This is a genomic window from Cupriavidus sp. (assembly GCF_057315035.1).
Genome location: NZ_DBHKYV010000040.1, coordinates 1 through 26,741, shown reverse-complemented (window position 1 = coordinate 26,741; position 26,741 = coordinate 1). Strand labels below are relative to the sequence as shown.

The 26,741-nt window shown below is 64.9% G+C and carries 22 protein-coding genes; 5 read left to right on the top strand and 17 right to left on the bottom strand.

Features of this window, described 5'->3' with window-relative positions; genetic code table 11:
* Positions 1 to 9: 9 nt before the first annotated feature.
* From ACO550_RS32120 to coq7, 13 genes are all read right to left on the bottom strand, one after another.
* Entirely contained in the window at positions 10 to 993 is a 984-nt protein-coding gene (locus tag ACO550_RS32120) for a D-alanine--D-alanine ligase (protein WP_315596414.1), read from the bottom strand.
* Positions 990 to 2,405 carry a UDP-N-acetylmuramate--L-alanine ligase gene (murC, locus tag ACO550_RS32115; protein ID WP_315596415.1) on the bottom strand — a complete coding sequence of 472 codons (1,416 nt, stop codon included), beginning with the start codon at positions 2,403 to 2,405 and terminating at the stop codon, positions 990 to 992. Before murC ends, ACO550_RS32120 begins: the two co-directional genes overlap by 4 nt.
* A gap of 10 nt (positions 2,406 to 2,415) precedes the next feature.
* On the bottom strand, positions 2,416 to 3,486 hold the full coding sequence (gene murG / locus ACO550_RS32110) for an undecaprenyldiphospho-muramoylpentapeptide beta-N-acetylglucosaminyltransferase (protein ID WP_315596416.1): 1,071 nt from the start codon (positions 3,484 to 3,486) through the stop codon (positions 2,416 to 2,418).
* A complete protein-coding gene (gene ftsW, locus ACO550_RS32105) occupies positions 3,483 to 4,724 on the bottom strand; it encodes a putative lipid II flippase FtsW (protein WP_315596417.1) in 1,242 nt (413 codons plus the stop codon). Before ftsW ends, murG begins: the two co-directional genes overlap by 4 nt.
* Positions 4,721 to 6,232, bottom strand: coding sequence for a UDP-N-acetylmuramoyl-L-alanine--D-glutamate ligase (gene murD, locus ACO550_RS32100; protein WP_315596418.1), 1,512 nt, complete (start codon positions 6,230 to 6,232; stop codon positions 4,721 to 4,723). Before murD ends, ftsW begins: the two co-directional genes overlap by 4 nt.
* A 62-nt stretch (positions 6,233 to 6,294) precedes the next feature.
* Positions 6,295 to 7,464, bottom strand: a complete 1,170-nt coding sequence (mraY, locus tag ACO550_RS32095; protein WP_315596419.1) for a phospho-N-acetylmuramoyl-pentapeptide-transferase — start codon at positions 7,462 to 7,464, stop codon at positions 6,295 to 6,297.
* Positions 7,465 to 7,478: 14 nt separating this feature from the next.
* A complete protein-coding gene (locus ACO550_RS32090; RefSeq protein ID WP_315596420.1) occupies positions 7,479 to 8,879 on the bottom strand; it encodes a UDP-N-acetylmuramoyl-tripeptide--D-alanyl-D-alanine ligase in 1,401 nt (466 codons plus the stop codon).
* Entirely contained in the window at positions 8,876 to 10,423 is a 1,548-nt protein-coding gene (locus ACO550_RS32085; protein ID WP_315596435.1) for a UDP-N-acetylmuramoyl-L-alanyl-D-glutamate--2,6-diaminopimelate ligase, read from the bottom strand. The genes ACO550_RS32090 and ACO550_RS32085 overlap by 4 nt, the downstream gene beginning before the upstream one ends.
* Positions 10,420 to 12,240: a penicillin-binding protein 2 gene (locus tag ACO550_RS32080; RefSeq protein WP_315596421.1), complete on the bottom strand. Its 1,821-nt coding sequence runs from the start codon at positions 12,238 to 12,240 to the stop codon at positions 10,420 to 10,422. The genes ACO550_RS32085 and ACO550_RS32080 overlap by 4 nt, the downstream gene beginning before the upstream one ends.
* Positions 12,237 to 12,554, bottom strand: a complete 318-nt coding sequence (ftsL, locus tag ACO550_RS32075; protein ID WP_315596422.1) for a cell division protein FtsL — start codon at positions 12,552 to 12,554, stop codon at positions 12,237 to 12,239. The genes ACO550_RS32080 and ftsL overlap by 4 nt, the downstream gene beginning before the upstream one ends.
* Complete coding sequence (gene rsmH / locus ACO550_RS32070; protein ID WP_315596423.1) at positions 12,551 to 13,528, bottom strand: 16S rRNA (cytosine(1402)-N(4))-methyltransferase RsmH; 978 nt, start codon at positions 13,526 to 13,528, stop codon at positions 12,551 to 12,553. Before rsmH ends, ftsL begins: the two co-directional genes overlap by 4 nt.
* Positions 13,529 to 13,535: 7 nt before the next feature.
* A complete protein-coding gene (mraZ, locus tag ACO550_RS32065) occupies positions 13,536 to 13,964 on the bottom strand; it encodes a division/cell wall cluster transcriptional repressor MraZ (protein WP_137923385.1) in 429 nt (142 codons plus the stop codon).
* A 537-nt stretch (positions 13,965 to 14,501) separates the two neighbouring features.
* Positions 14,502 to 15,125: a 2-polyprenyl-3-methyl-6-methoxy-1,4-benzoquinone monooxygenase gene (coq7, locus tag ACO550_RS32060; RefSeq protein WP_315596436.1), complete on the bottom strand. Its 624-nt coding sequence runs from the start codon at positions 15,123 to 15,125 to the stop codon at positions 14,502 to 14,504.
* 337 nt (positions 15,126 to 15,462) lie between these two features.
* Here coq7 and ACO550_RS32055 point away from each other — a divergent pair, with 337 nt between their 5' ends.
* The 4 genes from ACO550_RS32055 to ACO550_RS32040 all read left to right on the top strand — a co-directional run bounded on the left by ACO550_RS32055 (position 15,463) and on the right by ACO550_RS32040 (position 18,842).
* Positions 15,463 to 16,656: a porin gene (locus tag ACO550_RS32055; protein WP_315596424.1), complete on the top strand. Its 1,194-nt coding sequence runs from the start codon at positions 15,463 to 15,465 to the stop codon at positions 16,654 to 16,656.
* Positions 16,657 to 16,825: 169 nt separating this feature from the next.
* The gene (locus ACO550_RS32050) at positions 16,826 to 17,827 is read left to right on the top strand and encodes a tripartite tricarboxylate transporter substrate-binding protein (RefSeq protein WP_315596425.1); all 1,002 of its coding nucleotides are present in this window, start codon (positions 16,826 to 16,828) and stop codon (positions 17,825 to 17,827) included.
* A gap of 62 nt (positions 17,828 to 17,889) precedes the next feature.
* Positions 17,890 to 18,396, top strand: a complete 507-nt coding sequence (locus ACO550_RS32045; protein ID WP_315596426.1) for a MarR family transcriptional regulator — start codon at positions 17,890 to 17,892, stop codon at positions 18,394 to 18,396.
* Positions 18,393 to 18,842, top strand: coding sequence for a hypothetical protein (locus tag ACO550_RS32040; RefSeq protein ID WP_315596427.1), 450 nt, complete (start codon positions 18,393 to 18,395; stop codon positions 18,840 to 18,842). Before ACO550_RS32045 ends, ACO550_RS32040 begins: the two co-directional genes overlap by 4 nt.
* A gap of 172 nt (positions 18,843 to 19,014) precedes the next feature.
* Here the strand turns inward: ACO550_RS32040 and ACO550_RS32035 are convergent, their stop codons facing one another.
* From ACO550_RS32035 to ACO550_RS32020, 4 genes are all read right to left on the bottom strand, one after another.
* Complete coding sequence (locus ACO550_RS32035) at positions 19,015 to 20,697, bottom strand: long-chain-fatty-acid--CoA ligase (RefSeq protein ID WP_315596428.1); 1,683 nt, start codon at positions 20,695 to 20,697, stop codon at positions 19,015 to 19,017.
* A 184-nt stretch (positions 20,698 to 20,881) separates the two neighbouring features.
* The gene (locus ACO550_RS32030; RefSeq protein ID WP_315596429.1) at positions 20,882 to 21,547 is read right to left on the bottom strand and encodes a TetR/AcrR family transcriptional regulator; all 666 of its coding nucleotides are present in this window, start codon (positions 21,545 to 21,547) and stop codon (positions 20,882 to 20,884) included.
* A gap of 66 nt (positions 21,548 to 21,613) precedes the next feature.
* Positions 21,614 to 22,750 carry an aminopeptidase gene (locus tag ACO550_RS32025; protein ID WP_315596430.1) on the bottom strand — a complete coding sequence of 379 codons (1,137 nt, stop codon included), beginning with the start codon at positions 22,748 to 22,750 and terminating at the stop codon, positions 21,614 to 21,616.
* Positions 22,747 to 24,852, bottom strand: a complete 2,106-nt coding sequence (locus ACO550_RS32020; protein ID WP_315596431.1) for a molybdopterin-dependent oxidoreductase — start codon at positions 24,850 to 24,852, stop codon at positions 22,747 to 22,749. The genes ACO550_RS32025 and ACO550_RS32020 overlap by 4 nt, the downstream gene beginning before the upstream one ends.
* 320 nt (positions 24,853 to 25,172) lie before the next feature.
* Between ACO550_RS32020 and ACO550_RS32015 the strand changes: the two genes are divergently transcribed.
* On the top strand, positions 25,173 to 26,369 hold the full coding sequence (locus tag ACO550_RS32015; RefSeq protein ID WP_315596432.1) for an ABC transporter substrate-binding protein: 1,197 nt from the start codon (positions 25,173 to 25,175) through the stop codon (positions 26,367 to 26,369).
* Positions 26,370 to 26,741: the final 372 nt, after the last annotated feature.

Below are 26,741 nucleotides of genomic sequence, written 5' to 3'. Positions count from 1 at the left end.
GTCTTGCGGTTACTCGGGTTTCCAGTGTTCGTTCGGATGCAGGTCGAGCGTGGCCAGGGCCAGCACCTGCATCGCGAAGTCCTCGTAGCTGATGCCCTGCGCACGCGCCGCCATCGGCACGAGCGAATGGCTGGTCATGCCCGGGGACGTATTCATTTCAAGCAGGTACGGCTTGCCATCGCGTGTCAGCATTACGTCGGCACGGGCCCAGCCACGGCAGCCCAATACGCGGAATGCTTCGACCGCCAGGGCGCGCACTTCGTTCTCGAGCGCCTCAGGCAAAGTTGAGGGGCACAGGTATTGGGTAACGTCAGTAAAGTACTTATTTTGATAGTCGTAGTTCGACTCGGGCGCGACAATCTTGATTACCGGCAGTGCTTCGGCTGTCGAACCCTCGCCCACGACCGGGCAAGTCAGCTCGGCGCCGTCGATGAACGTCTCGGCAATGACGTCGGCATCGAGCCCTGCCGCTTTCTCGAATGCGTCGCGCATCTGGTCCGCGGCTGTGACCTTGGTCAGGCCGATCGACGAGCCTTCGCGGGCCGGCTTGACGATCAGCGGCAGGCCAAGATCCCTGACCACTGCGTCGAAATCGGTGTCGGCGTGCAGCATCGCAAAGCGCGGGGTGGCCAGGCCGTGCGTCATCCACAACCGCTTGGTTGCCTGCTTGTCCATGGACAACGCCGAAGCCAGCACGCCGCTACCCGTATAGGGCACGCCCAGCTGTTCGAGCAGGCCCTGCATCGTGCCGTCCTCGCCGTAACGGCCGTGCAGCGCGATGAAAACGCGGTCGAACTTTGCCGCGGCCAGTTCGGCCACCGACTGCAGCGCCGGGTCGAACGGATGGGCATCCACGCCGCGCGCCTGCAGCGCCGCCAGCACGCCGTTGCCGGACATCAGCGAGATCTCGCGCTCGGCCGAGCGTCCGCCCAGCAGCACGCCAACCTTGCCCAGCGATTTCGGATCGATATTGGGATTGGCCACGAAGCTCATTGCTGGCCTCCGGTCTGGTGCGAGACCAGTTGTCCCGGTACGGCGCCGATCGAACCGGCGCCCATCGTCACGACCACATCGCCAGGTCGCACGGCATTCAGGATCGACTGCGGCATGTCTTCAATCTGTTCGACAAAAACGGGTTCCACCTTGTTGGCCACCCGCAGCGCGCGGGTCATGGCGCGCCCGTCGGCCGCCACGATCGGCGCCTCGCCGGCGGCGTAGACCTCGCCCAGCAGCAGTGCGTCGACGGTACCAAGCACCTTTACGAAATCCTCGAAGCAGTCGCGCGTCCGCGTGAAGCGATGCGGCTGGAACGCCAGCACCAGGCGGCGGCCAGGGAACGCGCCGCGCGCGGCGGCCAGCGTGGCGGCCATTTCCACCGGATGGTGACCATAGTCATCAACCAGCGTGAAGGTGCCGGCGCCGTCGGGCGTGGCCACCTCGCCGTAGCGCTGGAAGCGGCGGCCCACGCCGTGGAATTCACGCAGCGCCTTCACGATGGCGGCATCCGGTACTTCCAGTTCCGTGGCAATCGCGATCGCGGCCAGCGCGTTCTGCACGTTGTGGTCGCCGGGCAGGTTCAGCACAATGTCCAGCGGCGGCTCGGCGTGGCCATTCAGCTGGCGCAGCACGGTGAAATGCATCTGGCCATCGACGGCCCGCGCATTGATCGCGCGGATCTGGGCATCCTCGGCAAAGCCGTAGCGCACCACGGGCTTGGACACGAACGGCAGGATCTCGCGCACGTTCGGATCATCGACGCACAGCACCGCGATGCCATAGAACGGCAGGCGCTGCGTGAACTCCACGAACGCCTGCTTGAGCCGGGCAAAGTCGTGCCCGTAGGTGTCCATGTGGTCGGCGTCGATATTGGTGATGACTTCCATCACCGGGAACAGGTTCAGGAACGACGCATCGGATTCATCGGCCTCGGCCACGATGAAGTCGCCGGTACCCAGGCGTGCATTCGCGCCAGCCGAATTGAGGCGGCCGCCGATCACGAACGTGGGATCGAGCCCGCCTTCGGCCAGCACCGAAGCCACCAGGCTCGTGGTGGTGGTCTTGCCATGCGTGCCGGCAATCGCGACGCCCTGCTTCAGGCGCATCAGCTCGGCCAGCATCACGGCGCGCGGCACCACGGGAATGCGCTTGGCCCGTGCAGCCAGTACTTCGGGGTTGTCATTGCTCACCGCGGTGGATACCACCACGGCATTGGCGCCTTCCACGTTGGCGGCATCGTGGCCGTGGCAAACGCGTGCGCCGAGCGAGGCCAGGCGCCGCGTGGCAGCATTGCTGCCCATGTCGGAGCCGGAGACCTTGTAGCCCAGGTTCAGCAGGACCTCGGCGATGCCGCTCATGCCGACCCCGCCGATACCTACGAAATGGATGTTCTTGACGATATGCTTCATTGAATCGGTTTCACTTGTCACCCGCCATCTGGCGGCAGATCTCGGCGACGCGCCGGGTTGCCTCCGGTTTGGCCAGGCTGCGCGCAGCGCGCGCCATGTCCTTCAGTTGAACGCGGTCCAGGCCGGCGATCGTTTGTGCCAGCCCTTGCGCGGTCAATTCGTTCTGTTGCACCAGCAACGCGGCGCCCTGCTTCGACAGGAACTTCGCATTGGTGGTCTGATGGTCGTCCACCGCGTGCGGGAACGGCACGAACAGCGCGGCCACACCGGCGGCCGCCACTTCCGAAACCGTCATCGCACCGGCACGGCAGATGACCAGGTCGGCGTCGGCATAGGCCGCCGCCATGTCGTCGATAAATGGCACGGTCTCGCCGGCCACGCCCGCCGCCGCGTAGTTCGCGCGCAGCTGGTCGATCTGCTTGGCCCCGGCCTGGTGCTTCACCACCGGCCGTCCAGCCTCGGGCAGCAACGCCAACGCCTTCGGTACCACGTCGTTCAACGCCGCCGCGCCAAGGCTGCCGCCCACCACCAGGATGCGCAGCGGGCCGGTGCGATGGTCGTAGCGCGACTCGGGCGCCGGAATCGTTGCCAGTTCGGCCCGTACCGGATTGCCAGTCCATTCGCTGTCCGGCAGCGCATCCGGGAACGCGCACAGTACGCGATCGGCGACCTTGGCCAACACCTTGTTGGCCAGTCCGGCAATCGAGTTCTGCTCGTGCAGCACCAGCGGACGGCCCAGCAGCGAGGCCATCATGCCGGCCGGGAACGTGATATAGCCGCCCATGCCAAGCACCACGTCGGGCTTCACCCGGCGCAGCGCGCCCATGCTTTGCCAGAATGCGCGCAGCAGGTTCAGCGGCAGCAGCAACTTGGTCACCAGGCCCTTGCCGCGCAGTCCACCGAACTGGATGTACTCCATCGGAATATCGTGCTTCGGCACCAGCGTGGCTTCCATGCCCGCGCGATTGCCAAGCCAGACCACGCGCCAGCCCTCGTCGCGCAGCGCGTGCGCGACCGCCAGCCCCGGGAACACGTGGCCCCCGGTGCCGCCAGCCATGACGAGCAACGTACGCGCGGTCATACCTTGCCTCCGCGCATCATCACCCGGTTCTCATAGTCGATCCGCAGCACGATCGCCAGTGCCACGCAGTTCATCAGGATGCCCGAGCCACCGTAGCTGACCAGCGGCAAAGTCAGTCCCTTGGTCGGCAGCAGGCCCAGGTTCACACCCATGTTGATGAAGGTCTGCCAGCCGATCCACACGCCCATGCCCTTGGCCACGAGGCCGGCGAACGTGCGGTCGAGCTGCAGCGCGGTGCGCCCGATATTGAAGCAGCGGCGCACCAGCCAGTAGAACAGCACGATCATCACCAGCACGCCGATAAAGCCGAATTCCTCGCCAATCACGGCCAGGATGAAGTCGGTATGCGCTTCGGGCAGGTAGTGCAGCTTCTCGATGCTGCCGCCCAGGCCCACGCCGGTCCATTCGCCACGGCCGAAGGCAATCAGCGAGTGCGTGAGCTGGTAGGCCTTGCCCAGTGCGTTGGCTTCTTCCCACGGATTCAGGTATGCGAAGATCCGTTCGCGCCGCCAGGGCGACGCCGTGATCAGCAGGCCGAACGCGCCCACCGCCACGCCGACCAGTCCCGCAAACAGCTTGCCATTGATGCCGCCCAGGAACAGGATGCCCATGGCCACGGCCGCGATCACCAGGAACGCGCCCATGTCCGGTTCCAGCAGCAGCAGCATGCCCACCACCACCACGGCCACGCCCATCGGCAGGAAGCCCTTGGACACGTTCTGCATCCATTCCTGCTTGCGCACCGTGTAGTTGGCGGCGTAGAGCACCACCGCCAGCTTCATCAGTTCCGACGGCTGGAAGTTCATGACCCCGAGCGGAATCCAGCGCCGCGCGCCGTTCACGCCCTTGCCGACAAATGGCACCAACACGAGCACCAGCAGCACCAGCGCGATGATGAACAGCTTCGGGGCGTACTTGTCCCAGACCTTGACCGGGATCTGGAACGCCACCAGGCCCATCGACAGGCCGATAAACAGTGCGAATGCGTGGCGCACCAGGAAGTGGGCCTCGCGGTAGTTGGCGTAGCGCGGCGAGTCGGGCAGCGCAATCGATGCCGAATAGACCATCACCAGGCCAAACGTCAGCAGCACGATCGCCACCCACAGCAGCGGCTGGTCGTACTCCATCATGCGGGAACGGGTCGGCTTGACGCCCGACACCGCGTCACGCAGGCCACCCCAGGCATTGCCGATGGTGGCGCCGATGAATCCGCTACGCTTGACCTGCGAGTCGCTCATGGCATGATCCCCCGGGACAAAGCCAGTTCTTCCACGGCGCCGCGGAACACCTGCGCGCGATGGACGTAGTTGCGGAACATGTCCAGGCTGGCACAGGCCGGCGACAGCAATACGACATCACCGGACTCGGCCAGGCGGGCCGACTGCTCGACCGCCTCCTCGAGCGAGCCCGCATCGATGAGCTGCGTACCGGTGGCAGCCAGCGCCTCGCGCAGCGCGCCGGCATCCTTGCCGATCAGCACCACGGCACGCGCGTACTGGGCCACCGGCGTGGCCAGCGGCGAAAAGTCCTGACCCTTGCCCTCGCCACCGGCGATCAGCACCACGCGCTTGTCCAGCCCGTTCAGCGCAGCCACCGTGGCACCCACATTGGTACCCTTGCTGTCGTCGAAGTACTCGACCTCGTCGATCGTGGCCACCCACTCCACGCGGTGCGGCTCGCCGCGGTACTCGCGCAGTCCGTGCAGCAACGCGCTCATCGGCAGGTCGATCGCGCGGCACAGCGCCAGCGCGGCCATCGCGTTGGTGGCGTTGTGCATGCCGCGGATATGCAGCGCATCGGCCGGCATCAGGCGCTTGTGGCGCACCGGCACGGCCTGGTCCACCACTTCATCTTTCTTGCGGCGGCGCGGCTTCTGCTCGGCATCGGCCTCGCTGTCCGGTTCGGCCAGTACCAGCCAAGGCATGCCGCCTTCGCGCAGCACCCCAAAGCTGCCCGGCGTTTCAGGCAGGTCGGTACCGAAGGTCATCGATGCAGCACCCTGGCGCGCCATGGCCATCGTCATGCCGTCCTGGCGGTTCAGCACCTGCACGCAGCCCTTGTCGGCCGGGCCGAAGATGCGCGCCTTGGCTGCCGCATAGGCCTCCATGCCGCCGTGCCAGTCCAGATGGTCCTGTGTGATGTTCAGCACAGTCGCCGCGTGCGGCGCCAGGGAGAATGTGTACTCAAGCTGGAAGCTCGACAGTTCCAGCACCCAGACATCGGGCAACGTGGCGCTGGCAATGCATGCCGAGAGCTTGTCCAGCGCCGACGGGCTGATGTTGCCGGCCACGCCGACGGTCTTGCCCGCGCGCTCGACCAGGCGGCCGGTCAATGCGGTAGTAGTGGTCTTGCCGTTGGTGCCGGTAATGGCCAGCACCCGCGGGGCATAACCCGAGGTCGCCTCGAGGTAGCCAAGCGCCTGCGCGAACAGTTCGATCTCTCCCCAGACCGGAATGTCGCGTGCTTGCGCTGCCTCGAGTAGCGCCTTGGTATCAGGTTCCAGCGGCGACAGGCCGGGGCTGATCGCCACCAGCCCGATACCGTCGAGCAGGCCTGGCGCAAACGGACCGCCAACAAATTGCGCCGCGGCATGCTCGCCTTGCAGCAAGCCAAGATTGGCGGGTGCCTCGCGCGTGTCGGCCACACGCAGGCGGCAGCCGTTCAGGCCGCACCAGCGTGCCATGGCCAGCCCCGATTCGCCGAGGCCAAGTACCAGCACATGAGGTTTCTGCAACGCGCCAAACACTTCGATTACCTGCCTGTAGAGTCCGTCAGTTATTCAATTGAGCTTCAGTCGTTCAGCCCGGGTCAGCGCAGCTTCAGCGATGACAGGCCAATCAGTACCAGCAGCATCGTGATGATCCAGAACCGCACCGTGACCTGGGTTTCCTTCCAGCCACCGAGCTCGAAATGGTGATGCAGCGGCGCCATGCGGAACAGGCGACGGCCTTCGCCATAACGCTTCTTCGTAAACTTGAACCACGTGACCTGCAGCATCACCGACAGCGTTTCCACCACGAAGATGCCGCCCATCACGAACAGCACGATCTCCTGGCGCACGATCACCGCGATCGTGCCCAGCGCGCCGCCCAGCGCCAGCGCGCCCACGTCGCCCATGAACACGCGCGCCGGGTGTGCGTTGAACCAGAGGAACGCCAGCCCCGCCCCGGCCATCGCCGAGCAGAAGATCAGCAGTTCGCCGGCGCCCGGAATATGCGGGAACAGCAGGTACTTGCTGTACACCGAGCTGCCCATCACGTACGCAAACACGCCCAGTCCGCCACCCACCAGCACCACCGGCATGATGACCAGCCCGTCCAGGCCATCGGTCAGGTTCACGGCGTTGCTCGATCCCACGATCACCAGGTAGGTCAGCACGATGAAGCCGGTCACGCCCAGCGGGTAGCTGATTTCCTTGAAGAACGGGACAATCAGGTTGGTCTTGTAAGGCACGTCGGCAAACATGCCGCCTTCGATCCAGCTCAGGAACAGGCTCCACACACGCACGTTGCTGGCCTCGGAAACCGAGAACGCCAGATACACCGCGGCCACCAGCCCGATCAAGGTTTGCCAGAAAAACTTCTCGCGGCTCGACATGCCGCGCGGATCGCGATACACGACCTTGCGATAGTCGTCGACCCAGCCGATCGCGCCATAGCCAAGCGTGACCAGCAACACCACCCAGATAAAGCGGTTGCCCCAGTCACACCAGAGCAACGTGGAAATCGCGATCGAGATCAACACCAGCACGCCGCCCATGGTTGGCGTGCCTGACTTCACGAGGTGCGTCTGCGGACCGATCGTGCGCACAGCCTGTCCGATCTTCAGTTCGGCCAGGCGACGAATCACCCACGGCCCGAAACCGAGGCCGATCACAAGCGCGGTGAGGTTGGCCATCACCGCGCGGAAAGTCAGGTAGTTGACGACCCGCAGGAAGCTGTAATCGTTTTGCAGCCACTGGGCCAGAGCCAATAACATCTTTTGTCTTTTCTTTAATGAGCGGAAGGTGATGCGACCAGCGCATCGACCATACGTTCCATGCGCATGAAGCGCGATCCCTTCACGAGCACGGCAGCCGCACCAGCCACCACGCCCTCCCTGTCTTGCTGCAGCGCCTGCGCAAGGTCTTCGCCCTGCGCAAAATGATGCGCGCCATTGCCAAAGGCCTGCACCGCATGCGGCGCCAGTTCCCCGATTGCCCACAGCGTCTCGATGCCACGCTCGCGTGCGTAGGCGCCGATCTCGGCGTGGAACGCCGGCCCCTGGTTGCCCACCTCGCCCATGTCGCCGAGCACCAGCAGGCGCGGCGCGGCAAAGCCGGCCAGTACGTCGATGGCGGCGCGCATGGAATCCGGATTGGCGTTGTAGGTGTCGTCGATCACCACCGTGCCAGCCGCGGTGTGCTTGACCTGCAGGCGGCCCTTCACCGCCGTGAAGCCAGCCAGGCCGCGCTGGATCGCGTCGACCGCGACCCCTGCCGCCAACGCACAGGCCGTGGCGGCCAACGCATTGCGTACGTTGTGCGTGCCCAGCAGTTGCAGGCGCACATCGAACGTCTGGCCCGGGGCCGTAACGTGCAACACCTGCACGCCGTCGTCGAGCGATACCGTGGCGCGTACGTCGGCCGATTCATCGGTACCGAACGCCAGCACGCGCCGTGCGCCGGCCGCATTGCGCCAGATCGCGGCATGTTCGCCGCCGCTCTCGGCATCGAGCGGGAACACCGCCACGCCATCGGCCGGCAGCGCGGCAAGCGCGCTTGCATGCTCATGCGCCACCGCCTCGACGCTGACCATGAACTCCTGGTGCTCGCGCTGGGCGTTGGTGATCACGGACACGGTCGGCTGGGCGATAGCGGCCAGGTAGACCGTTTCGCCCGGATGATTCATGCCCAGTTCCAGCACCGCCAGCTTGTGGTGCGCGCGCAGGCGCAGCACGGTCAGCGGCAGGCCGATGTCGTTGTTCAGGTTGCCGCCGGTGGCCAGGCGATTGCTCTCCCCTGCCGCCGCGGCAAAGATGGCCGCGATCATTTCCTTGACCGTGGTCTTGCCATTGCTGCCGGTCACGGCCACCGTCGGTGGCGTGAACTGGCGGCGCCATGCCGCGGCCAGCTCGCCGAGCCCGATACGGGTATCGGGCACGATCAGCGCCGGCACGTCGAGGTCAATGTCGCGGCTCACCAGCACGGCGGCGGCGCCGCGCGCCACCACATCGGCCAGGAAATCGTGCGCATCGAACCGCTCGCCCTTGAGCGCCACGAACAGGTCGCCCGGTTCCACGGTACGGCTATCGGTATGCACGCGCGAGAAAACCCGCGAGGCATCGCCGGAAATACGTGCGCCGGCCATCCAGCCGGCGGCTTGCTGCAAATTCGTCATCTGGTGTCCGTTCATGCCGACACCCCTCGCGTGCCCAGGGTCAGGCGCACATGTTCGCGGTCCGAGAATGGACGCTTGCGGCCCTGGATTTCCTGCGTGGATTCATGGCCCTTGCCGGCCACGAGCACCACGTCGGCCGGGGCGGCGTGCTTGATTGCATAAAGAATGGCGGCAGCGCGATCCTCGATCAGGCGGACACGACTGCGGTCCTGCATGCCGTCGGCAATCTGTTCGAGAATGTCGCGCGGATCCTCGCTGCGCGGGTTGTCGCTGGTCAGCACCACTTCATCGGCCAGCCGCTCGGCCACCTCGCCCATCAGCGGGCGCTTGGTGGCGTCACGGTCGCCGCCACAGCCGAACACGCACCACAGCCTGCCCTGGCGGGCGGCGGTAACCGGGCGCAGCGCGTTCAGCGTCTGCACCAGTGCGTCGGGCGTGTGGGCGTAGTCGACCACGGCCAAAGGCGCGTCGTGGCCGCCGAACAGCTCCATGCGGCCATCGACCGGCGCCAGCGTGCGCAGTGCCGCGATTGCGGCATTCCAGGCCACGCCTTGCGCCAGCGCGGCGCCGAGCACGGCCAGCAGGTTGCTCACGTTGAACGTGCCGATCATTGCCGTCATCACATCGGCGCTGCCAAAGCTGCCGTCGACATGGAATGCGGTGCCGGTCGCGGTGGCGCGGACATCGGTGGCGCGCAGCCACTGGCCTCGCGCGGCCGAAGCACCGGCGCGGCCGTCGATGCCGTATTCAATGACCTGCGATGCGCTTACCGCAGTAGCGTTGCCGGCCAGCAGCCGCGCACCCATCGCATCGTCGCGGTTGATCACGGCGGCGCGCAAGCCATCCCACTGGAACAGCAGCGCCTTGGCGGCCTCGTACTCGGCCATCGTGCCGTGGTAGTCGAGGTGATCCTGCGTCAGGTTGGTCAGTACGGCCACGGCAAACCCGGTACCGGCGACGCGACCCTGCTCCAGGCCGTGCGACGACACTTCCATGGCAACGGCCTGCGCGCCGGCATCGTTGAGCTCGGCCAGGCTGGCCTGCAACTGCACCGCGTCGGGCGTGGTAAAGCCGGTGGCCTTGAGCGCGTCCGGGAAGCCCGTTCCGAGCGTGCCGATCGTGGCGCAGCGCGTGCCAGTGGCCTGCAGCAAACGCGCCAGCCATTGCGCGCACGAAGTCTTGCCATTGGTGCCGGTGATGCCGGTCACCACCAGCGGCCGTGCGCCGATGCCGTACCAGCCGGCCGCGATCGGGCCGGCCAATGCGTGCAACTGCGCCACGCCCAGGTGGGGCACCGCCTCGCCGTGCGGCCAGTCGAAGCCATCGGCTTCGTAGATCACGGCCGATGCGCCGGCGGCAAGCGCCTTGTCGATATGCGGGCGACCATCGGTGGCCAGGCGTTCGTTGCCCAGCACGTACGCAAAGAACACATCGCCCGGTTGCAGGCGGCGCGTATCGCCGGTCAGCTTCGCGCCGGCCGGGGCGTGCGTACGCAGCCAGGCCAGCGCGTTGCTGGCCTGGGCGGAGACTTCGAGCGGGAGCAGCGGCTTGGCCGTCATGGCGAGGCGCTCCATGGTTCGCTCTCTGGCACCTTGTCGGTCACCATCAGTTGCCGGATCGGCGAATCGGGCTGCACATTCAGCGAGCGCAGCGCGCCGCCGGTGATCGCCGAGAACACCGGACCGGCAACCGCGCCACCGTAGTGGCTGCCGGCGGTGGGTTCGTCGACGCTGACCGCCACGATCACGCGCGGATTCGACATCGGCGCCAGGCCGATAAACGACGCACGGTATTTGCTGCGGTCGTAGCCGCGGCCCACGTGCTTGTAGGCGGTACCGGTCTTGCCACCCACGCGATAGCCCATCACCTGGGCCTCCGGCGCGGTGCCGCCGGGCGCGGTCACCGTTTCCAGCATGCCGCGCACTTCGCGTGCCACCTGCGGCGACAGGATGCGCTCGCCGCTTACCGGACCGTTGGTCTTGAACATCGACACCGGGATCAACTCGCCGTCATGGGCGAAGATCGTATAGGCGTGAGCCACCTGGAACAGCGACACCGACAGGCCGTAGCCATAGGACATGGTGGCCTGTTCGATCGGGCGCCAGCTCTTGAAAGGACGCACGCGGCCAGCCACCGCGCCCGGGAAACCGATCTTGGGCGCCTGGCCCAGGCCGACGCTGGTGAACATGTCCCACATTTCCTGCGGCTTCATCATCATCGCGATCTTGGTCGTGCCGATATTGCTCGACTTCTGGATCACGCCGCCCACGGTGAGCGTGCCGTAGTTGTGGGTATCGGAGATCGTGGCGCCTTCGAAATTGAACTTGCCCGTGGTGACGACCGTGGTCGCCGGGGTCACGCGGCCCAGCTGCAGCGCCAGGCCAATCGTGATCGGCTTCATCATCGAGCCGGGCTCGAAGGTGTCGGTCAGCACGCGGTTGCGCAGCTGTTCGCCCGACAGGCGGCTGCGGTCGTTGGGGTTGTACGTTGGCCAGTTGGCGAGTGCCAGCACCTCGCCGGTCTGCGCATCGAGCACCACCGCGCTGGCGGCCTTGGCCTTGTTGCGCTCGACCACGGCCTTGACCTCGTTGTAGGCCAGGTACTGGATCTTGGCGTCGATCGACAGCTGCATGTCCTCGCCGTCGCGCGGCGTCTTCAGGATGCCGACGTCCTCGACCACGCGGCCCAGGCGGTCCTTGATCACCTGCCGCGCGCCCGGACGGCCGGCCAGCACGCCTTCGCGCGCCAGTTCCACGCCTTCCTGGCCCTTGTCCTCGACATTGGTAAAGCCGACGATGTGCGCCATCGCCTCGCCTTCCGGATAGAAGCGCTTGTATTCACGCGTCTGGTGGACGCCCTCCACCTTGAGCGCCGCGATCTTGTCCGCCGCGTCGGGCAACACCTGCCGCTTCAGGTAAACAAAGCTCTTGTCCTCGTTGAGCTTGGCGCGCAGTTCCTTCTCCGACATGTCGAGCAGCTTGGCCAGCTGCCGCATGCGCTGCGGATCGAGATCGTTCGGCACGTCTTCCGGCACGGCCCAGATCGCCTTGACCGGCAGGCTGGTGGCCAGCACCAGTCCATTGCGGTCCAGGATCTTGCCACGCGTGGCGGGCAGTTCCAGCGTGCGCTGGAAGCGCTTCTTGCCCTCCATCTCATAGAACTGGTTGCCCGGTCCCTGGATCCACATGGCACGCCCGGCCAGCGCCACGAATGCGGCGAACATCAGGAACACCACGAACTTCGAGCGCCACATCGGCAAGCGCAGCCCCAGCACCGGGCTGGCCGAGAACTGGCCGGTACGCGGACGCGCAGCCTCTCCGCCGCGCGACTTGCTGGCGGTGCGGGCACGGTTCAGGCTCGGGCGGGCCAGGCTCATTTGCTTGCGCCTCCGGCAACCTGTTCGGCATCGGGCGGCGTGGTCGGCAGCACCACGCCCTGCAGGTATTGCGTGCGGCCGGCCAGGGCCGGCGACATCTTGAGCTGCGCCCGTGCCGCATCGGCAATGCGCGCGCTTTTGCTGAGCGAACTCTGCAGGTACTGCAGGCGCGACCAGTCGATATCGAGCTGCTTCTCCTCGGACTGCGCGCGCTCCAGCGCCACGAACAGCGTGCGTGCCTGGTGCTGCGCGCTGACCAGCGACAGCGCACACAGCATCAATGCGAACAGCAGGAAGAAGGTCAGGCGGTTCATGCCGGCGCCACTCCGAGTTTCTCGGCCACGCGCATCACGGCGGACCGTGCGCGCGGATTTTCGGCCACCTCCTCGGTACCGGGCTTGAAGCGGCCCAGCAGCTTCATCGTCGGCTGCGGCAGATCAGCCGCACGCAACGGCGCGCGGCGCAACGCGGGATCGGCATCCTGCTGGGGCCGCGCGTGCGCCTGCATGAACCGCTTGACGATGCGGTCCTCGAGCGAGTGAAAGCTGATCACAACAAGGCGGCCTCCGACCTGCAGCAGTTCGTACGCTGCCTTCAGACCTCTTTCGAGGTCCTCAAGCTCTTGATTGACGTGAATCCGTAGAGCTTGAAAGGTGCGGGTCGCAGGGTCCTGGCCCTTCTCGCGAGTCTTGACGGTTTTCGCCACGAGCGCGGCAAGGTCTGAAGTAGTGGCGATTGGTCCGCCATCGCCGGGTTCGCGCCGGCGAGCAACAATCGCCTTTGCAATCTGTACAGCAAACCGTTCTTCCCCATAGTCTCGTATCACCCTGGCAATGTCGTGCTCGTCCGCCTGTGCAAGCCACTCGGCGGCGGTGACGCCGCGCGTGGTGTCCATGCGCATGTCCAGCGGGCCCTCGAAGCGGAAGGAAAAACCCCTCGCCGCTTCGTCGATCTGGGGCGAGCTGATCCCCAGGTCGAGCAGCACGCCAGCCACGGGAGGCCGGCCGCTCAGCCGATCTCCCATTTCCGCAAAGCTCGCATGCTCAATGGAGAAGCGGGCATCCTTGATGGTGCCCGCTTCTGCGATTGCTGCCGGATCCTTGTCGAAGGCGACGAGGGTGCCGGCCGGCCCCAGCCGCGCCAGTACGGCACGGCTGTGGCCACCTCTTCCGAAGGTGCCGTCCACGTAGGCGCCGTCGGGCCGCCAGACGAGCGCGTCGACGGCCTCGTCCAGCAACACGGTGCGATGGCGCAGGGCGGTGGTCCCCGGCAATTCGGTAGGGGTCATGACCTCTTCAGAAAGAGAAATTCTTCAATGCGTCCGGCATGCCTTGCGCCATCGCAGCCTGTTCCTTGGCGGCGTAGGTCGCGGCATCCCAGACTTCGAAATGACTGCCCATGCCGAGCAGCATCACTTCCTTGTCGAGCATGGCGGCACTGCGCAGTTCCGGTGCAATCAGCACGCGGCCTGCGCCATCCATTTCCACGTCGGCGGCGTTGCCGAGGAAGATTCGCTTCCACCAGTGGGCATCCATTGGCAGTGCCGCAATGCGGCCGCGGAAAATCTCCCATTCGGGCCTTGGAAAGAGCAACAGGCAGCCATCCGGGTGCTTGGTCAGCGTCACCCGGCCCTCGGCCTGCGTTTGCAGCGCCTCGCGGTGCCTGGCCGGAATGGACATCCGGCCCTTGGCATCGAGCGACAGCGCCGATGCTCCCTGAAACAAGCTCTTTCCCCCGGTAACCGCCGGCATCTTGCCCCGTCGGCAGGTCGATTCGTCCTCGTCCGCAACCGGTCAACCTCATGCGAATGATCGCAGAGACAGTCCGATTCAACACACAAAAATACACTTCCTCACACTATTTCCCACTTTAGAGGAAGCGTTTTGGCCGGTCAAGGCTCGCCATCGGGCGAAAAACAGGGATTTTTTAATCAGAACAAAGACTTAGCGCGTCAACTTCACGCACCGTTAACGTGAATCCTTAATGAAATGAATAACTTGGGGAGGAATGCAGAGAAACCACCTGAGAACTATCGGAGGGCATACTGCCGGCAACGCGATCTGCAATCAGTTCCGCGCCGTGGGGAAGGATACAACGTTTTGCCGTCAGCCCCGTCCGAACAAGGGCTGGCGGCGGTTTTCCACAACCGCGCGAGGCAGTGTTCAGATACTTCCTAAAAATGAGAATGGCGACGATGCGTGGACGCTCGTCGCCATTGTTCAATACCGCGTCATTCAGATGCTTCAGATGCGATAGGCAGTTCAGATGCGATAGGCAGCCGTGGTCATGACCTTCGAAGCGGCCCGCATCAGCGCGCGTACCGGCCCCGGCAGCGGTACGCCCCCGGCATCGCGTGCGGCATCGCCGTGGCGCACCTCGTCGTCGCGCATCTGCTCGAGGATCGCGCGCGAGCGCCCATCGGCCGCGGGCAGTCGGTCGAGGTGACCGGTCAGGTGATGCTCGACCTGGCTCTCGGTTTCCGCCACGAAGCCCAGGCTGATCCGGTCACCGGCGCGGCCGGCAAGGAAGCCGATCGCAAATGCGCCGGCATACCAGACCGGATTGAGCAGGCTTGGACGCGAGCCCAGTTCGCGCAGGCGCTCGGCGCACCATGCGAGATGGTCTTCTTCTTCGCGCGCCGCGGCATCCATCTGCGCGCGCACCGGCGCACTGCGCGCGGTCAGCTTCTGCGCCTGGTACAGGGCCTGCGCGCATACCTCGCCAACATGGTTGATGCGCATGAGACCGGCCACATGGCGGCGTTCTTCCACGCTCATCTGCTCTGTATCAGGCGTCAGCCGGTCTGCGGGATTGGCGCGGTCGGCGCGGGTCGCGCCGGCAATCGCGCGCAATGCGACATCGAATTCTCGGATCAACGTATCCATGCGTGTCAATGGAAGGTCTGCCGGCGCATCGCTGGCCTGCCCCACTGAAAAATAGAGCATCGCCTCGAACGCGCCTCGGGATTTCCCGCATTGTACCCGTGCCGCTTTGTGCAGGTCCGCCCGATCTCCGGCGCAGGCGTGGCGGCACTACGGCCGGGTACCCAATAACCCTGAGTTGTGAAAACCAGACAAGACGTTTACCACAGGGTCAAAAGAATACCGCTTTTGCTAGAGTGATCGGCAGCTTCCAAGGAAGTCAAGCGCGTCGGGATGAAGAGGGCTGACAGGAGGTCCCGCCGCGTTTCAACTAATAATTCTTAAGTGGAGATCACCCAGCATGAAAAAATCGCTACTCGCGCTTGCCGCGATGAGCGCGTTTGCCACTGCTGCAAACGCGCAGACGAGCGTGACTCTGTACGGCGTCGTCGACATGCCGATTGAATACAACAACCACCTGGCCCCCGGATTGGGCACCACCGCCAACGCGAGCGGGATTCCCCAATCCGCAGCGGGCGGCGGCAGCCGCGTCGGCCTGCAGACCGGTGGCGGCCTGTCCGGCTCGCGCTGGGGCCTGCGTGGCACCGAGGACCTCGGTGGCGGCCTGAAGGCGTTGTTCGTGCTGGAAAGCGGTTTCGGCCTTGACGATGGCCGCTCGCAGCAAGGTGGCCGTCTGTTCGGTCGCCAGGCTTTCGTGGGCGTGCAGAGCGATACGGTGGGCCGCCTGACTTTCGGCCGCCAGTACACGACGATGTTCGACATGTTCGCGAACTTCTCGCCGACCGGCTATGCCACGCTCTATGAGCCGGTGGTTGCGCAGCTGGGCACGAACTTCCGTTCGGACAACACCGTCAAGTACACGGCCGTGGTTGGCCCGGTTACGGCTGAAGCCCACTGGAGCTTCGGCACGGGCGTGGCCGCCATCGGCACGACGGCGCTGGCGGGTGGTGGTTCGGGCGAAGTGCCGGGCAACTTCAACAACAACGCGGGCGGTGGCGCCGGCTTGCTGTACCTGAGCGGCCCGTTCGGCCTGACCGTGGCGTACGACGAATGGCGCCCCACGACCGTGATCGGCTCTCCCGGCCGTTCGCGCAAGATTGGTACGGCGGGCAGCTATACCTGGGGTCCGGCCAAGCTGATGGCAGGTTACCGCTACGGCCGCGTCACCGGCGCCGACGGTACCGAACTGCAGCGCGACAACTACTACTGGATTGGCCTGAACTATCAGGTCACCGCGCCGCTGGGCCTGACGCTGGCGTATTTCTACGACGACATCACCCAACTGCGCGCCCCGAATCCGACGGCGGGTGGCCCGGCCCTGGCCTCGAACAATCCGGCCAACCCGTGGCAGATCAGCTTCGTGGCCGACTACAACTTCTCGAAGCGTACCGACGTCTACTTCACGGCCGGCTACGTCAAGAATTCCGGCCTGAACTTCGACACGTCGGCGGTGAGCTTCGCCAACGGCTACTTCCTGCAACAGGGCAAGAACAGCCAGGTGGGCGTGGCAGTGGGTATTCGCCACAAGTTCTAAGCGGCGGACCGGCATTGTTCCTTTCTTCAAGGCGCCTGCGGGCGCCTTTTTTCATGACCTCTGCCTGAATGTCTCAACGGGTTTCACCCCATCCGCGAAGTGGCGCGGGCCCGACTAGAATGGCCTGCAGACCGGAACAACCGGCCGCCATCCATCTGGAGACATTGCCATGCACCACCGTCGCCGGCACGCCGTCGCGCTGCTTCTGTCGATCGCCCTCAGCCCGCTGGCCATCGCGTCGGCCCAGGCCAGCGATGCCTACCCGACCAAGCCGATCCGTCTGGTCGTGCCTTTCCCGGCGGGCGGCACCACCGACATCATGGCGCGGGCCGTTTCGGCCGAACTGTCGAAGCTGCCGGGCTGGAACGTGGTGGTCGACAACAAACCCGGCGCGGGCGGCAATATCGGCTCGGATATCGTCGCCAAGGCCGCCCCCGATGGCTACACGCTGCTGATGGGCACGGTTGGTACGCACGGTATCAACCAGTCGCTGTATGGCAAGCTGCCGTTCGATCCGATCAAGGATTTCGTACCGATCACCGAGGTGGCCGCCGTGCCCAACGTACTGGTGGTCAATCCGGCGTTTGCCGCGCAGAACAAGATCAACAGCGTCAATGACCTGATCACCTACGCACGCGCCAATCCGGGCAAGCTGAACATGGCATCGAGCGGCAATGGCACCTCGATCCACCTGGCTGGCGAGCTGTTCAAGACCCAGACCAAAACGTTCATGGTTCATTTCCCGTATCGCGGCAGCGGCCCCGCGCTGACCGACCTGGCCGGCGGCACGATGCAGGTGATGTTCGACAACCTGCCGTCCTCGATGCAACTGATCAAGACCGGCAAGCTCAAGGCGCTTGCCGTAACCAGCGCCAAACCGTCGCCGGCCCTGCCCGGCGTGCCCACAGTGGCGCAAGCGGCCAACCTGCCCGGTTTCGAGGCCAGCTCCTGGTTCGGCATGCTGGCGCCGGCCGGCACGCCGCATGAGATCGTCCAGCGTATCCAGCAGGAAGTGGCAAAGAGCCTGGGCACGCCGGCGGTGCGCGAGCGGCTGCTTGCCCAGGGCGCCGACCCGGTCGGCAATACGTCCGAGCAGTTCGCCGCGTTCATTCGCGCCGAGCACACCAAATGGGCCAAGGTGGTCAAGGATTCGGGCGCCAAGGTGGACTAGTCACCCAAGGCCGGGCAGCGCATATACTTGAGGCATCAAATGTTCAAGCTGCCCGAATCACGATGCCCAATCCTTCCCCCGCCAGCAGCCCCGCCGACGCCGCACCGGTCGATCTGGAGACCAGTGCCGGCGAATCGGATCACGAGGCGTTGCGGCTCTGGCTGCGTCTGCTTACCTGCACCACGCTGATCGAGGGCGATATCCGCTCGCGCCTGCGCCAGGACTTTGCGGTAACGTTGCCGCGCTTCGACCTGATGTCGCAACTCGACCGCCATCCCGAAGGACTCAAGATGGGCGAGCTGTCACGCCGCATGATGGTGACGGGCGGCAATGTCACCGGCATCACCGATCAGCTCCAGCAGGAAGGCCTGGTCACACGCGAAGCGCTACCCACCGACCGCCGTGCCTACCTGATCCGCCTGACGCCGGCCGGACGCGAGGCCTTCTCGCATATGGCCCGTGCTCATGAAAGCTGGGTGGAACAATTGTTCTCGGGCCTTGCCGAAACAGATCGACGCGCACTCTTCCGCCTGCTGGGCCGACTCAAGGCCAGCCTGACCACGCCATGACACGTATTGCCATTCGCCTCATGCCAGCCCTGCTCGCGGCCCTGCTTGCCGCTTGCAGCAGCACGCCTGCCGGGCCGCAGGTCACCCCGCTCAATGCCACGGTCAAGCTGGGCCGCGTCACGGAGAAAACGTTCCTGTCGCGCGTCGACATTCCGCAGGGCAGCAGTTATGGCGGCTATGGCGTAGGTGTTGGAGGCGTGGCTGGCGGTGGAGGCGGTGGCGGGGGTGTCGGCATGGGTTTCTCGGTCGACCTGACACGGCTGTTCAGCCGGCCGCAGCCCCCTGCGCAGATGGACCTGTACCAGTACAAGGTCCGCACCACCGATGGCACGGTGGCACAGGTCAACGGCCCCGCAGCTCCCGGGCTGGAAACGGGTACCTGTGTTCGGCTGGTCTATCCCGATGGAGCAACCCAGCCACAGATGGCACCGTCGAACGAGTGTTAAGCGTCCTGGAATACCGATTGTTGCCTCCCCTCTCCCGTGAAACGGGAGAGGGGTCGGGGGAGAGGGCAATGAGGTTCAAATTGCGACCTGTCTCAGCTTGAACGGCTGGCCCTCTCCCCCAGCCCCTCTCCCGCACGCGGGAGAGGGGAGCCAAAACACTACACACAAACCATCAAGCCGCTTTCCGGCTATCCCGCAATTCCCTTCTCAGGATCTTGCCGACGTTGGTCTTCGGCAGTTCGGTGCGGAACTCGACGTACTTCGGACGCTTGTAGCCAGTCAGGCGTTCCTTGCAGAACGCGATCACGTCGGCCTCCGAAAGCGCCGGATCCTTCTTGACCACGAACAGCTTGACCACCTCGCCCGAGTGCTGGTCCGGCACCCCGACGGCGGCTACCTCGAGCACGCCGGGGCATTCGGCCACCACGCCCTCGACTTCGTTCGGGTACACGTTGAAACCTGACACCAGGATCATGTCCTTCTTGCGGTCGACGATCTTCGTGTAGCCGCGTTCGTCCATCACGCCGATATCGCCGGTCTTGAAAAACCCGTCGGGGGTCATGACCTTGGCGGTCTCGTCCGGCCGGTTCCAGTAGCCTGCCATCACCTGCGGCCCGCGCAGGCAGATTTCGCCAGGCTGGCCCAGCGGCAATTCGTTGCCATCGTCATCGCGGATCGACACTTCGGTGGATGGCAACGGCAGCCCAATGGTGCCCGAGAACGCATCGGAGTCGGTCGGATTGCAGGTGGCCGACGGCGAGGTCTCCGACAGGCCATAGCCTTCGATGATCGGGCAACCGGTCTTGGCCAGCCAGTTCTTGGCCACCGCTTCCTGCACGGCCATGCCGCCGCCATTGGCAACACGCAGGCCCGAGCAGTCGACCTTGGCAAAGTCCGGATGATTCAGCAGCGCGTTGTAGAGCGTGTTCACCGCCGGGAACATATTGAACTTGTACTTCTGCAGTTCCTTGATAAAGCCCGGGATATCGCGCGGATTCGGAATCAGGATGCTCAGGCCGCCGCTGCGCATGCCCAGCAGGCAGCAGACCGTGAGCGCGAAGATGTGGTACAGCGGCAGCGCGGTGATCGTGATCACCTGGTCGATATGCGCGCCCTTGGCCAGCGCCGGCTGCATCCACGCTTCGGACTGCAGTACGTTCGAGACGATATTCCGGTGCAGCAGCGTCGCGCCCTTCGACACGCCCGTGGTGCCGCCCGTGTATTGCAGGAACGCGATATCGTCAGGGCCCGTGTTCACGGGCTTCAGCTCCATGCCGCGCGCTTCGGCCAGCACGTCGTTGAAGCGCACGCAGTTGGGCAGTTCCCACGCCGGCACCATCTTCTTGACGTTGCGCACCACGAAATTGACGATGCTGCCCTTCAGGCCGCCCAGCATGTCGCCCATGCTGGCCATTACCACATGCTTGACCGGCGTGGCCGGCAGCACCGCCTGCAGCGTCGACGCAAAGTTCTCCAGGATGACGATGGCTTCGGCACCGCTGTCCTTGAGCTGGTGCTCGAGTTCACGCGGCGTGTACAGCGGGTTGACGTTGACCACCACGAAACCGGCGCGCAGCACCGCGGCCAGCACCACCGGGTACTGCAGCACGTTCGGCATCATGATGGCAACGCGCGCCCCGGGACGCAGGCCGCGCGACTGCAGCCATGCCGCGAACTGGCGCGACAGCTGGTCCAGTTCGCCATAGGTGACAGCCTTGTCCATGCAGATGAACGCGCGGCGATCGGCGTAGGTATGGAACGAATGCTCGAGCAACTGGGCCAGCGAACGGAACTGGCTGGCGTCGATCTCTGCCGGTACGCCTGCCGGATAATGTTTCAGCCACAGCTTTTCCATACCGTCTCCTGAATTTCTGAATGGTCGTTCGATTTTTTGGAGATGCTAAACGCGCGTCCCCTCCCAAGACAACCCGTTAGACTCCCGTTAGACGAAGTCCTCCACGAATTTGACCGTGGAAATCGTGGATTATGCGCCACCCTTAGACAGGATCAAGGGAATACCCTGACGTTCTGGACGACGTTCAGCCTGGCAGCACCAGCTTCATCATGTTCTGCGCCAGTTCCTGCGCCAGCGTTTCCGGATCCATGCGTCCGGGCTCATGCCAGGTGTACATGAAGCCGATCACACCGCCCATGGAATGGGCCGTCACCCGCGCATCGCCGAACGAAAACACACCGGCCACGCGCCCTTCCTCGAGCAGGCCATACAGGTCGCGGTAGAAATCGCGTGCCATGCTATTGAGCCAGGTCACGGTATCGGGCTTCAGGTACTGGTTGTCGCGGAAGCTCAATGCCGCCGCCACATGGCACCTGACACAGCGTCGCGCCATCTCGAGCAGGCAGGCGTGCAGGCGTTCGCGCACCGGTAGTGCCGCGTCGGCGGTCTCGCGAATCACGGGCAGGCAGGTCTGCGCCGACTCCCGGCACAGGATGTCGAAGATCTCGTACTTGTCGGCAAAGTAATAGTAGACCGCCGGCTTGGTCACCCCCAGCGCCCGGCACAGGTCGTTCATCGTCATGCCCGGATAGCCCTTGCTGTAGAACAGCTGGGCGGCGGTATCCAGGATCTGCCGGCGTCGCGCTTCCTGGCGTTCGGCCACGTGCAAGCGCGCGGGACCGTCCTCGCTTAGCGTGGCGGCTTCGGTGGCGCGCGGCGGATGACCGGGTTTTCGGGGGGCATGAGACATGGCCGCCATTTTCGCATGCGGGACGCGCGCTACCATCGGGAAACTCCCGTGTATCCGGCGGTATGACTACGGCTTGGCCGTATCCGATGCAGGGCTGCCGCTCGCGGTAAGCGGCGTCACTTCGGTGGCTGGCGGTGCCAGTTTGCGCAACGCGGCATCGCGCTCGGCCGGCGGCAGGTCGCCGATCCTGCGCGCGGCGGCATAAAAATGCTCCCAGTTGCCATCGGACTGCGCCAGCAGTGCAGTGAACGCCGGCACCCATTGCTGATAGGTAGCCACGGCGGCCAGATGGGCGTTGGTCAGTGGCTGGTCGAACCAGCGGTCGTAACCGGAGTAGCCGCCCCACTCGACCTTGAGCGCGGCATATTCCTGGCGCAGTTCGTCGAAGATGCGCGCCTTGCCCTGGCGCTTGCCTTCGTCATCGAGCGGTGACTTGTATAGCGTCACGAGTTTGTCGCGCGTCCTGAGCAGCATCGTGCGGAACTGACGGCGCCGGCCATCGTAGATCTTGTAGCTCGCGCGTGCATCGGCCGAGCCTTCCTGGGCCAGCCAGCGCTCCACACCGGCCACTTCCACGGCCGTGGCAAATGACTCGTTGAACGCGGTGTCATTGCGCACATACACCACCTGGTGCGCCAGCTCGTGAAAGATCAGCCGCGCCAGTTCGCCCTCGGGCTGGTAGACAAAGGTGTTCAGCAGCGGGTCGTCGAAGTAACCCAGCGTGGAATACGCCGGAATGCCCGCCACGTAGGTCTCGAGTCCGTCGCGCCGCAAACCCTGTGCGTATTGCTCGGCATCGACCGGATCGTAGTAACCGCGGTAGGTGATGCAGCCAACGATCGGGAAGCACCACTTGCGCAGCTCCATCGACAACTCGGGCGTGGCGAACACGCTCCACACCACATAGGGGCGATGCAGATTGGCGTAGCGGCGATAACTGCCATTGTCGGGCAGCTTCAGGTCACGCGAGGCGTAGTCGCGGATGCGCCGTGCCAGCGCCAGCCGCTGCGCCAGTCGGGCATCGTTGGCGCCATTGGCCGTGGCAATCGCATCGTCAATCGGCGTGGCCGAAGCCATCACGCCCAGATGGCCGCCAATCGACTGGTAGTAGTAGCCGACGGTATCGCAGCCGGCCGCCAGCGCCGCAACGCCCAGTATCGCGAGGATACCGGCGAAGCGCCAGCGAGCCGGCCGCCGCGTCATGAGGCCAGGACCTCCGCCCGTACTGCCTCCACTTCCACGAGGCAGTCATAGAAAACGGGCGCGCGGCCCAGGTCCGTCAGACGCTGGCTGGTCAGCTCGTTGGCATTCTTGCCGTCCGGCGCAAGCTTCTTCCACCAGATCGACAACCCGACCACCAGGCCCTGCTTCGCCCGATCGGTGACCCGTGCGCGTGCCTGCATGCTGCCGCGATCGTTCCAGGCGCGCACCAGATCGCCATGGACGATGCCCCGTGCGGCCGCATCTTGCGGATGAATGTCCAGATGCGGCTCGCCTTCGGTGGACCGCAGGCTGTCGATGTTGACGAACGAGCTGTTCAGGAAATTGCGCGCCGGCGGCGAGATCATGGCCAGCGGGTAGCGCGCGGCAAGCTCGGGCGCGGACGTCGGTGTCTCATACGGCGGCACATAGGCCGGCACGGGATCGAGGCCGTCGCGCGCCATCGCTTCCGAATAGAACTCGCACTTGCCCGATGGCGACGGGAAGCCGCCGTTGGCAAACGGCGCGGCGCCGATGTTCAGCTTCTGCCAGCCCTGGGCCTTCAGCGTGTCCCAGCTGATGCCCTCGGCACGCTTGTCATCACGCAGGATGGCCTGCCCGGCAATGGCGTCGTCGCTGTCGGCAAAACACGCTTCCGTGAAACCCATGCGCGCGGCCAGCCGGCGGAAAATCTCGGTGTTCGGCAGTGCCTGGCCCAACGGCTCGACGGCCTGGTTATTGGCCAGGAAATAGGTATGGCCGTACGCCTTGTGCACGTCCACATGTTCGAGCTGGGTGGTGGCCGGCAGCACGATATCGGCATAGTCGGCCGTATCGGTACGGAAATGCTCGAGTACCACCGTGAACAGGTCTTCGCGTGCAAAGCCTTCGGCCACCTTGACCGATTCCGGCGCGACCGCCACGGGATTGCTGTTGTAGACCACCACGGCCTCGATCCTGGGACCATTGCCGGTGGAGCCATCATCGAGCAGCGCATCGCCGATCGTGCTCATGTTCACGGTACGCGGCATGCGCGGCCAGGTCGGCAGCAGATCGGGCCGTTGCAGTGCCGCGTTATCGACCGGGAAGAAACCCGAGGTGGACAGTTGCAGTCCGCCGGCCGCATGGCGCCACGCGCCCACCAGCGACGGCAGCGATGCCACCGCACGGACGGCCTGGCCACCCCCGCGTACGCGTTGCACGCCGTAGTTCAGGCGGATGGCCACCGGCTGCCGTTCCTTGACCGCCAGTTGGCCGTACAAACCCGCCAGCCATTCGATGTCCTCGACCGGTACGCCACAGATTTCCGCCGCCTTGGCCGGTGCAAACTCGTTGGCACGCTCGCGTAGCGCATCGAAGCCCACCGTATGCTGCGCGATGTAGTCGTGGTCGAGCAAGCCGTCGCGAATCAGGATGTGGATCATCGCCAGCGCCAGCGCACCATCGGTGCCCGGCATCGGCGCGATATGGCGATGGCACTTCTCGGCCGTCAGCGAACGGTACGGATCGATTGCCACCAGCGTGGCGCCGCGGCGCTTGGCTTCCTGGGCGCGCGTCCAGAAATGCAGGTTCGAGGCAATCGGATTGCCGCCCCAGATGATTACCAGCTTCGCATCGGCCACATGCTCCATGTCCATGCCGACACTCGCGCCATAGGTATAGCGCAGCGCCGTGGCGCCGGCACTGGCACAGATCGTGCGATCGAGCAGCGATGCACCGAGCTTGTGGAAGAAGCGCGCCGCCATGCTTTCCCCCTGCACCAGACCCATCGTGCCGGCATAGCTGTAGGGCACGATGGCCTCTGGATTGCGCGCGGCAATGCCCGACAACCGCGTCGCGATCTCGTCGAGAGCCTCGTCCCACGTGATCGGCTCGAACTTGCCTTCGCCCTTCTTGCCGACGCGACGCAACGGCGTCAGCAGGCGATCCGCGTGATAGGTGCGCTCGGTATAGCGCGACACCTTGGTGCACAACACACCCTGGGTACCCGGGTGTTGCGGGTCCCCCACCACCTTGACGGCGCGGCCGTCCTCGACGGTGACGAGCAGCGCACAGGTATCGGGACAATCGTGGGGACAGGCGGCACGGACAATGCGGGTAGCCATGATGGTATCGGCAGGCAGTTCAGCTGGTGGGGGGCGCCCGGTACGGGCATGAAAGCGGCCGGACGGGCTGGCGCCGTTGTCAACGGCGTGACTGTGGCGCCACGGCCTCGTCCGAAGATTCCGGACCGGGAGAAATCGTTTGGCTCCGATTGTATTCGATTATGATGTGCCGGCGCAGTCCGACTCCCAGTCAGACTGCCCGGCCCTGGGGGCCGGGATCCCTTACCGGCACAAGACCGGACAGGGGATGCGGGGTCCGAAAGCAGCACAGAAGCAACAAGAAACAAGAAACGTTTTACGGATTTTTGACGGGGATTCACATGGGTTTCACATCTGGGGTCAAGCGCCGGCGTGTCGTCGGCCTGCTGATGGCATCCGCCATCGTGGCTTGCGGCGTACCTGGCGCCGCCTTCGCCGCCAACACCACGGCCGCCGAGGCCGGCGTCACTAACGACACCATCCTGCTGGGACAGTCGGCAGCGCTAAGCGGCCCCACGGCAGTACTGGGCAAGCAGATGAATGCCGGGGCGCGCCTTTACTTCGACTACATCAACAGCCAGGGCGGCGTGCTGGGCCGCAAGATCGAACTGAAGGCGCTCGATGACGCCTACGAACCAGACGATGCCATCAAGAACACCAAAAAGCTGATCGAGGAAGATCGCGTCTTCGCGCTGTTCGGCTATGTGGGTACACCAACCAGCCAGGCGGTCATGCCGCTGGTGAACCAGGCACGCGTGCCGTTCTTTGCACCATTCACGGGTGCCCAATCGCTGCGCGAACCGCACAGCCGCTACGTGTTTCACGTACGCGCGGGCTATGACCAGGAAACGGCCGCCATCGTGCGCCAGATCCACACCACGGGCCTCAAGCGCGTCGCGGTGGTCTACAACGACGATGCCTACGGCCGCGCCGGCATCGAAGGCATCGAACACGCAATCAAGGCCCTGCCGGCCGACAGCGGCGTGAAGCTCGTGGCGCAGGAAAACGTGATCCGCAACACGGTGGAAATCGGCGACGCAATGCAGGGCGCGATGAAGGCCAAGCCCGATGCCGTGGTCCTGATCAGCGCGTACCGCACCGTTGGTGCATTCGTGAAGGAAGCACTGCGCCGCGGCTATAGCGGACAGTTCTACAACGTGTCGTTTGTGGGCACGCAGGCGCTGGCCAGGGAAGTGGGTCCGCAAGGCAGCGGCGTGATCATCTCGCAGGTGATGCCGCATCCGGGCAACGCCACGCTGCCGGTGGTGCGTGAATACCTGCGCCTGCTGCAGGCAGCCGGCAAGCAGAATGAATTCGACTACGCCAGCATCGAAGGCTTTATCGCCGCCAAGGCCTTTGTGGAAGGGCTGCGCCGTAGCGGCAAGGACCTCACGCGTGAGCGCTTCGTGGCGGCGATGGAAAGCATGCGCAACGTCGACCTCGGCGGCTTTATCGTCCAGTTCGGTCCGGACAACCACGTCGGTTCGAAATTCGTCGAGATGACGATCATCAATTCACGCGGCGTAGTGATTCGCTAAGGCATTGTTTTGCTCCCCTCTCCCGCAGCGCGGGAGAGCAACCGTGTCAACGACTTCGTGCGGCTCACGGTCAGCCGACGCTTGACAGGGTCGTGACCAGCTCCCCTCTCCCGCAGCGCGGGAGAGGGGTTGGGGGTGAGGGCATGAGGTTCAAATTGCGACCTGTCTCGGCTTGCACCGCCAGCCCTCTCCCCCGCCCCTCTCCCGCCGTGCGGGAGAGGGGAGACCACCAAGGGCATAACCAGGGCTTGTGGTGCGCCGCCGCCGGGCGCGCAATAGCGCCGGATCAGGTGGGCAGTCTGTTCTCCCACCGCTCACCAGTCTTGACCATGGTGTTCAGGATCGTCAGAACCTTGCGCATGCAGGCCGTGA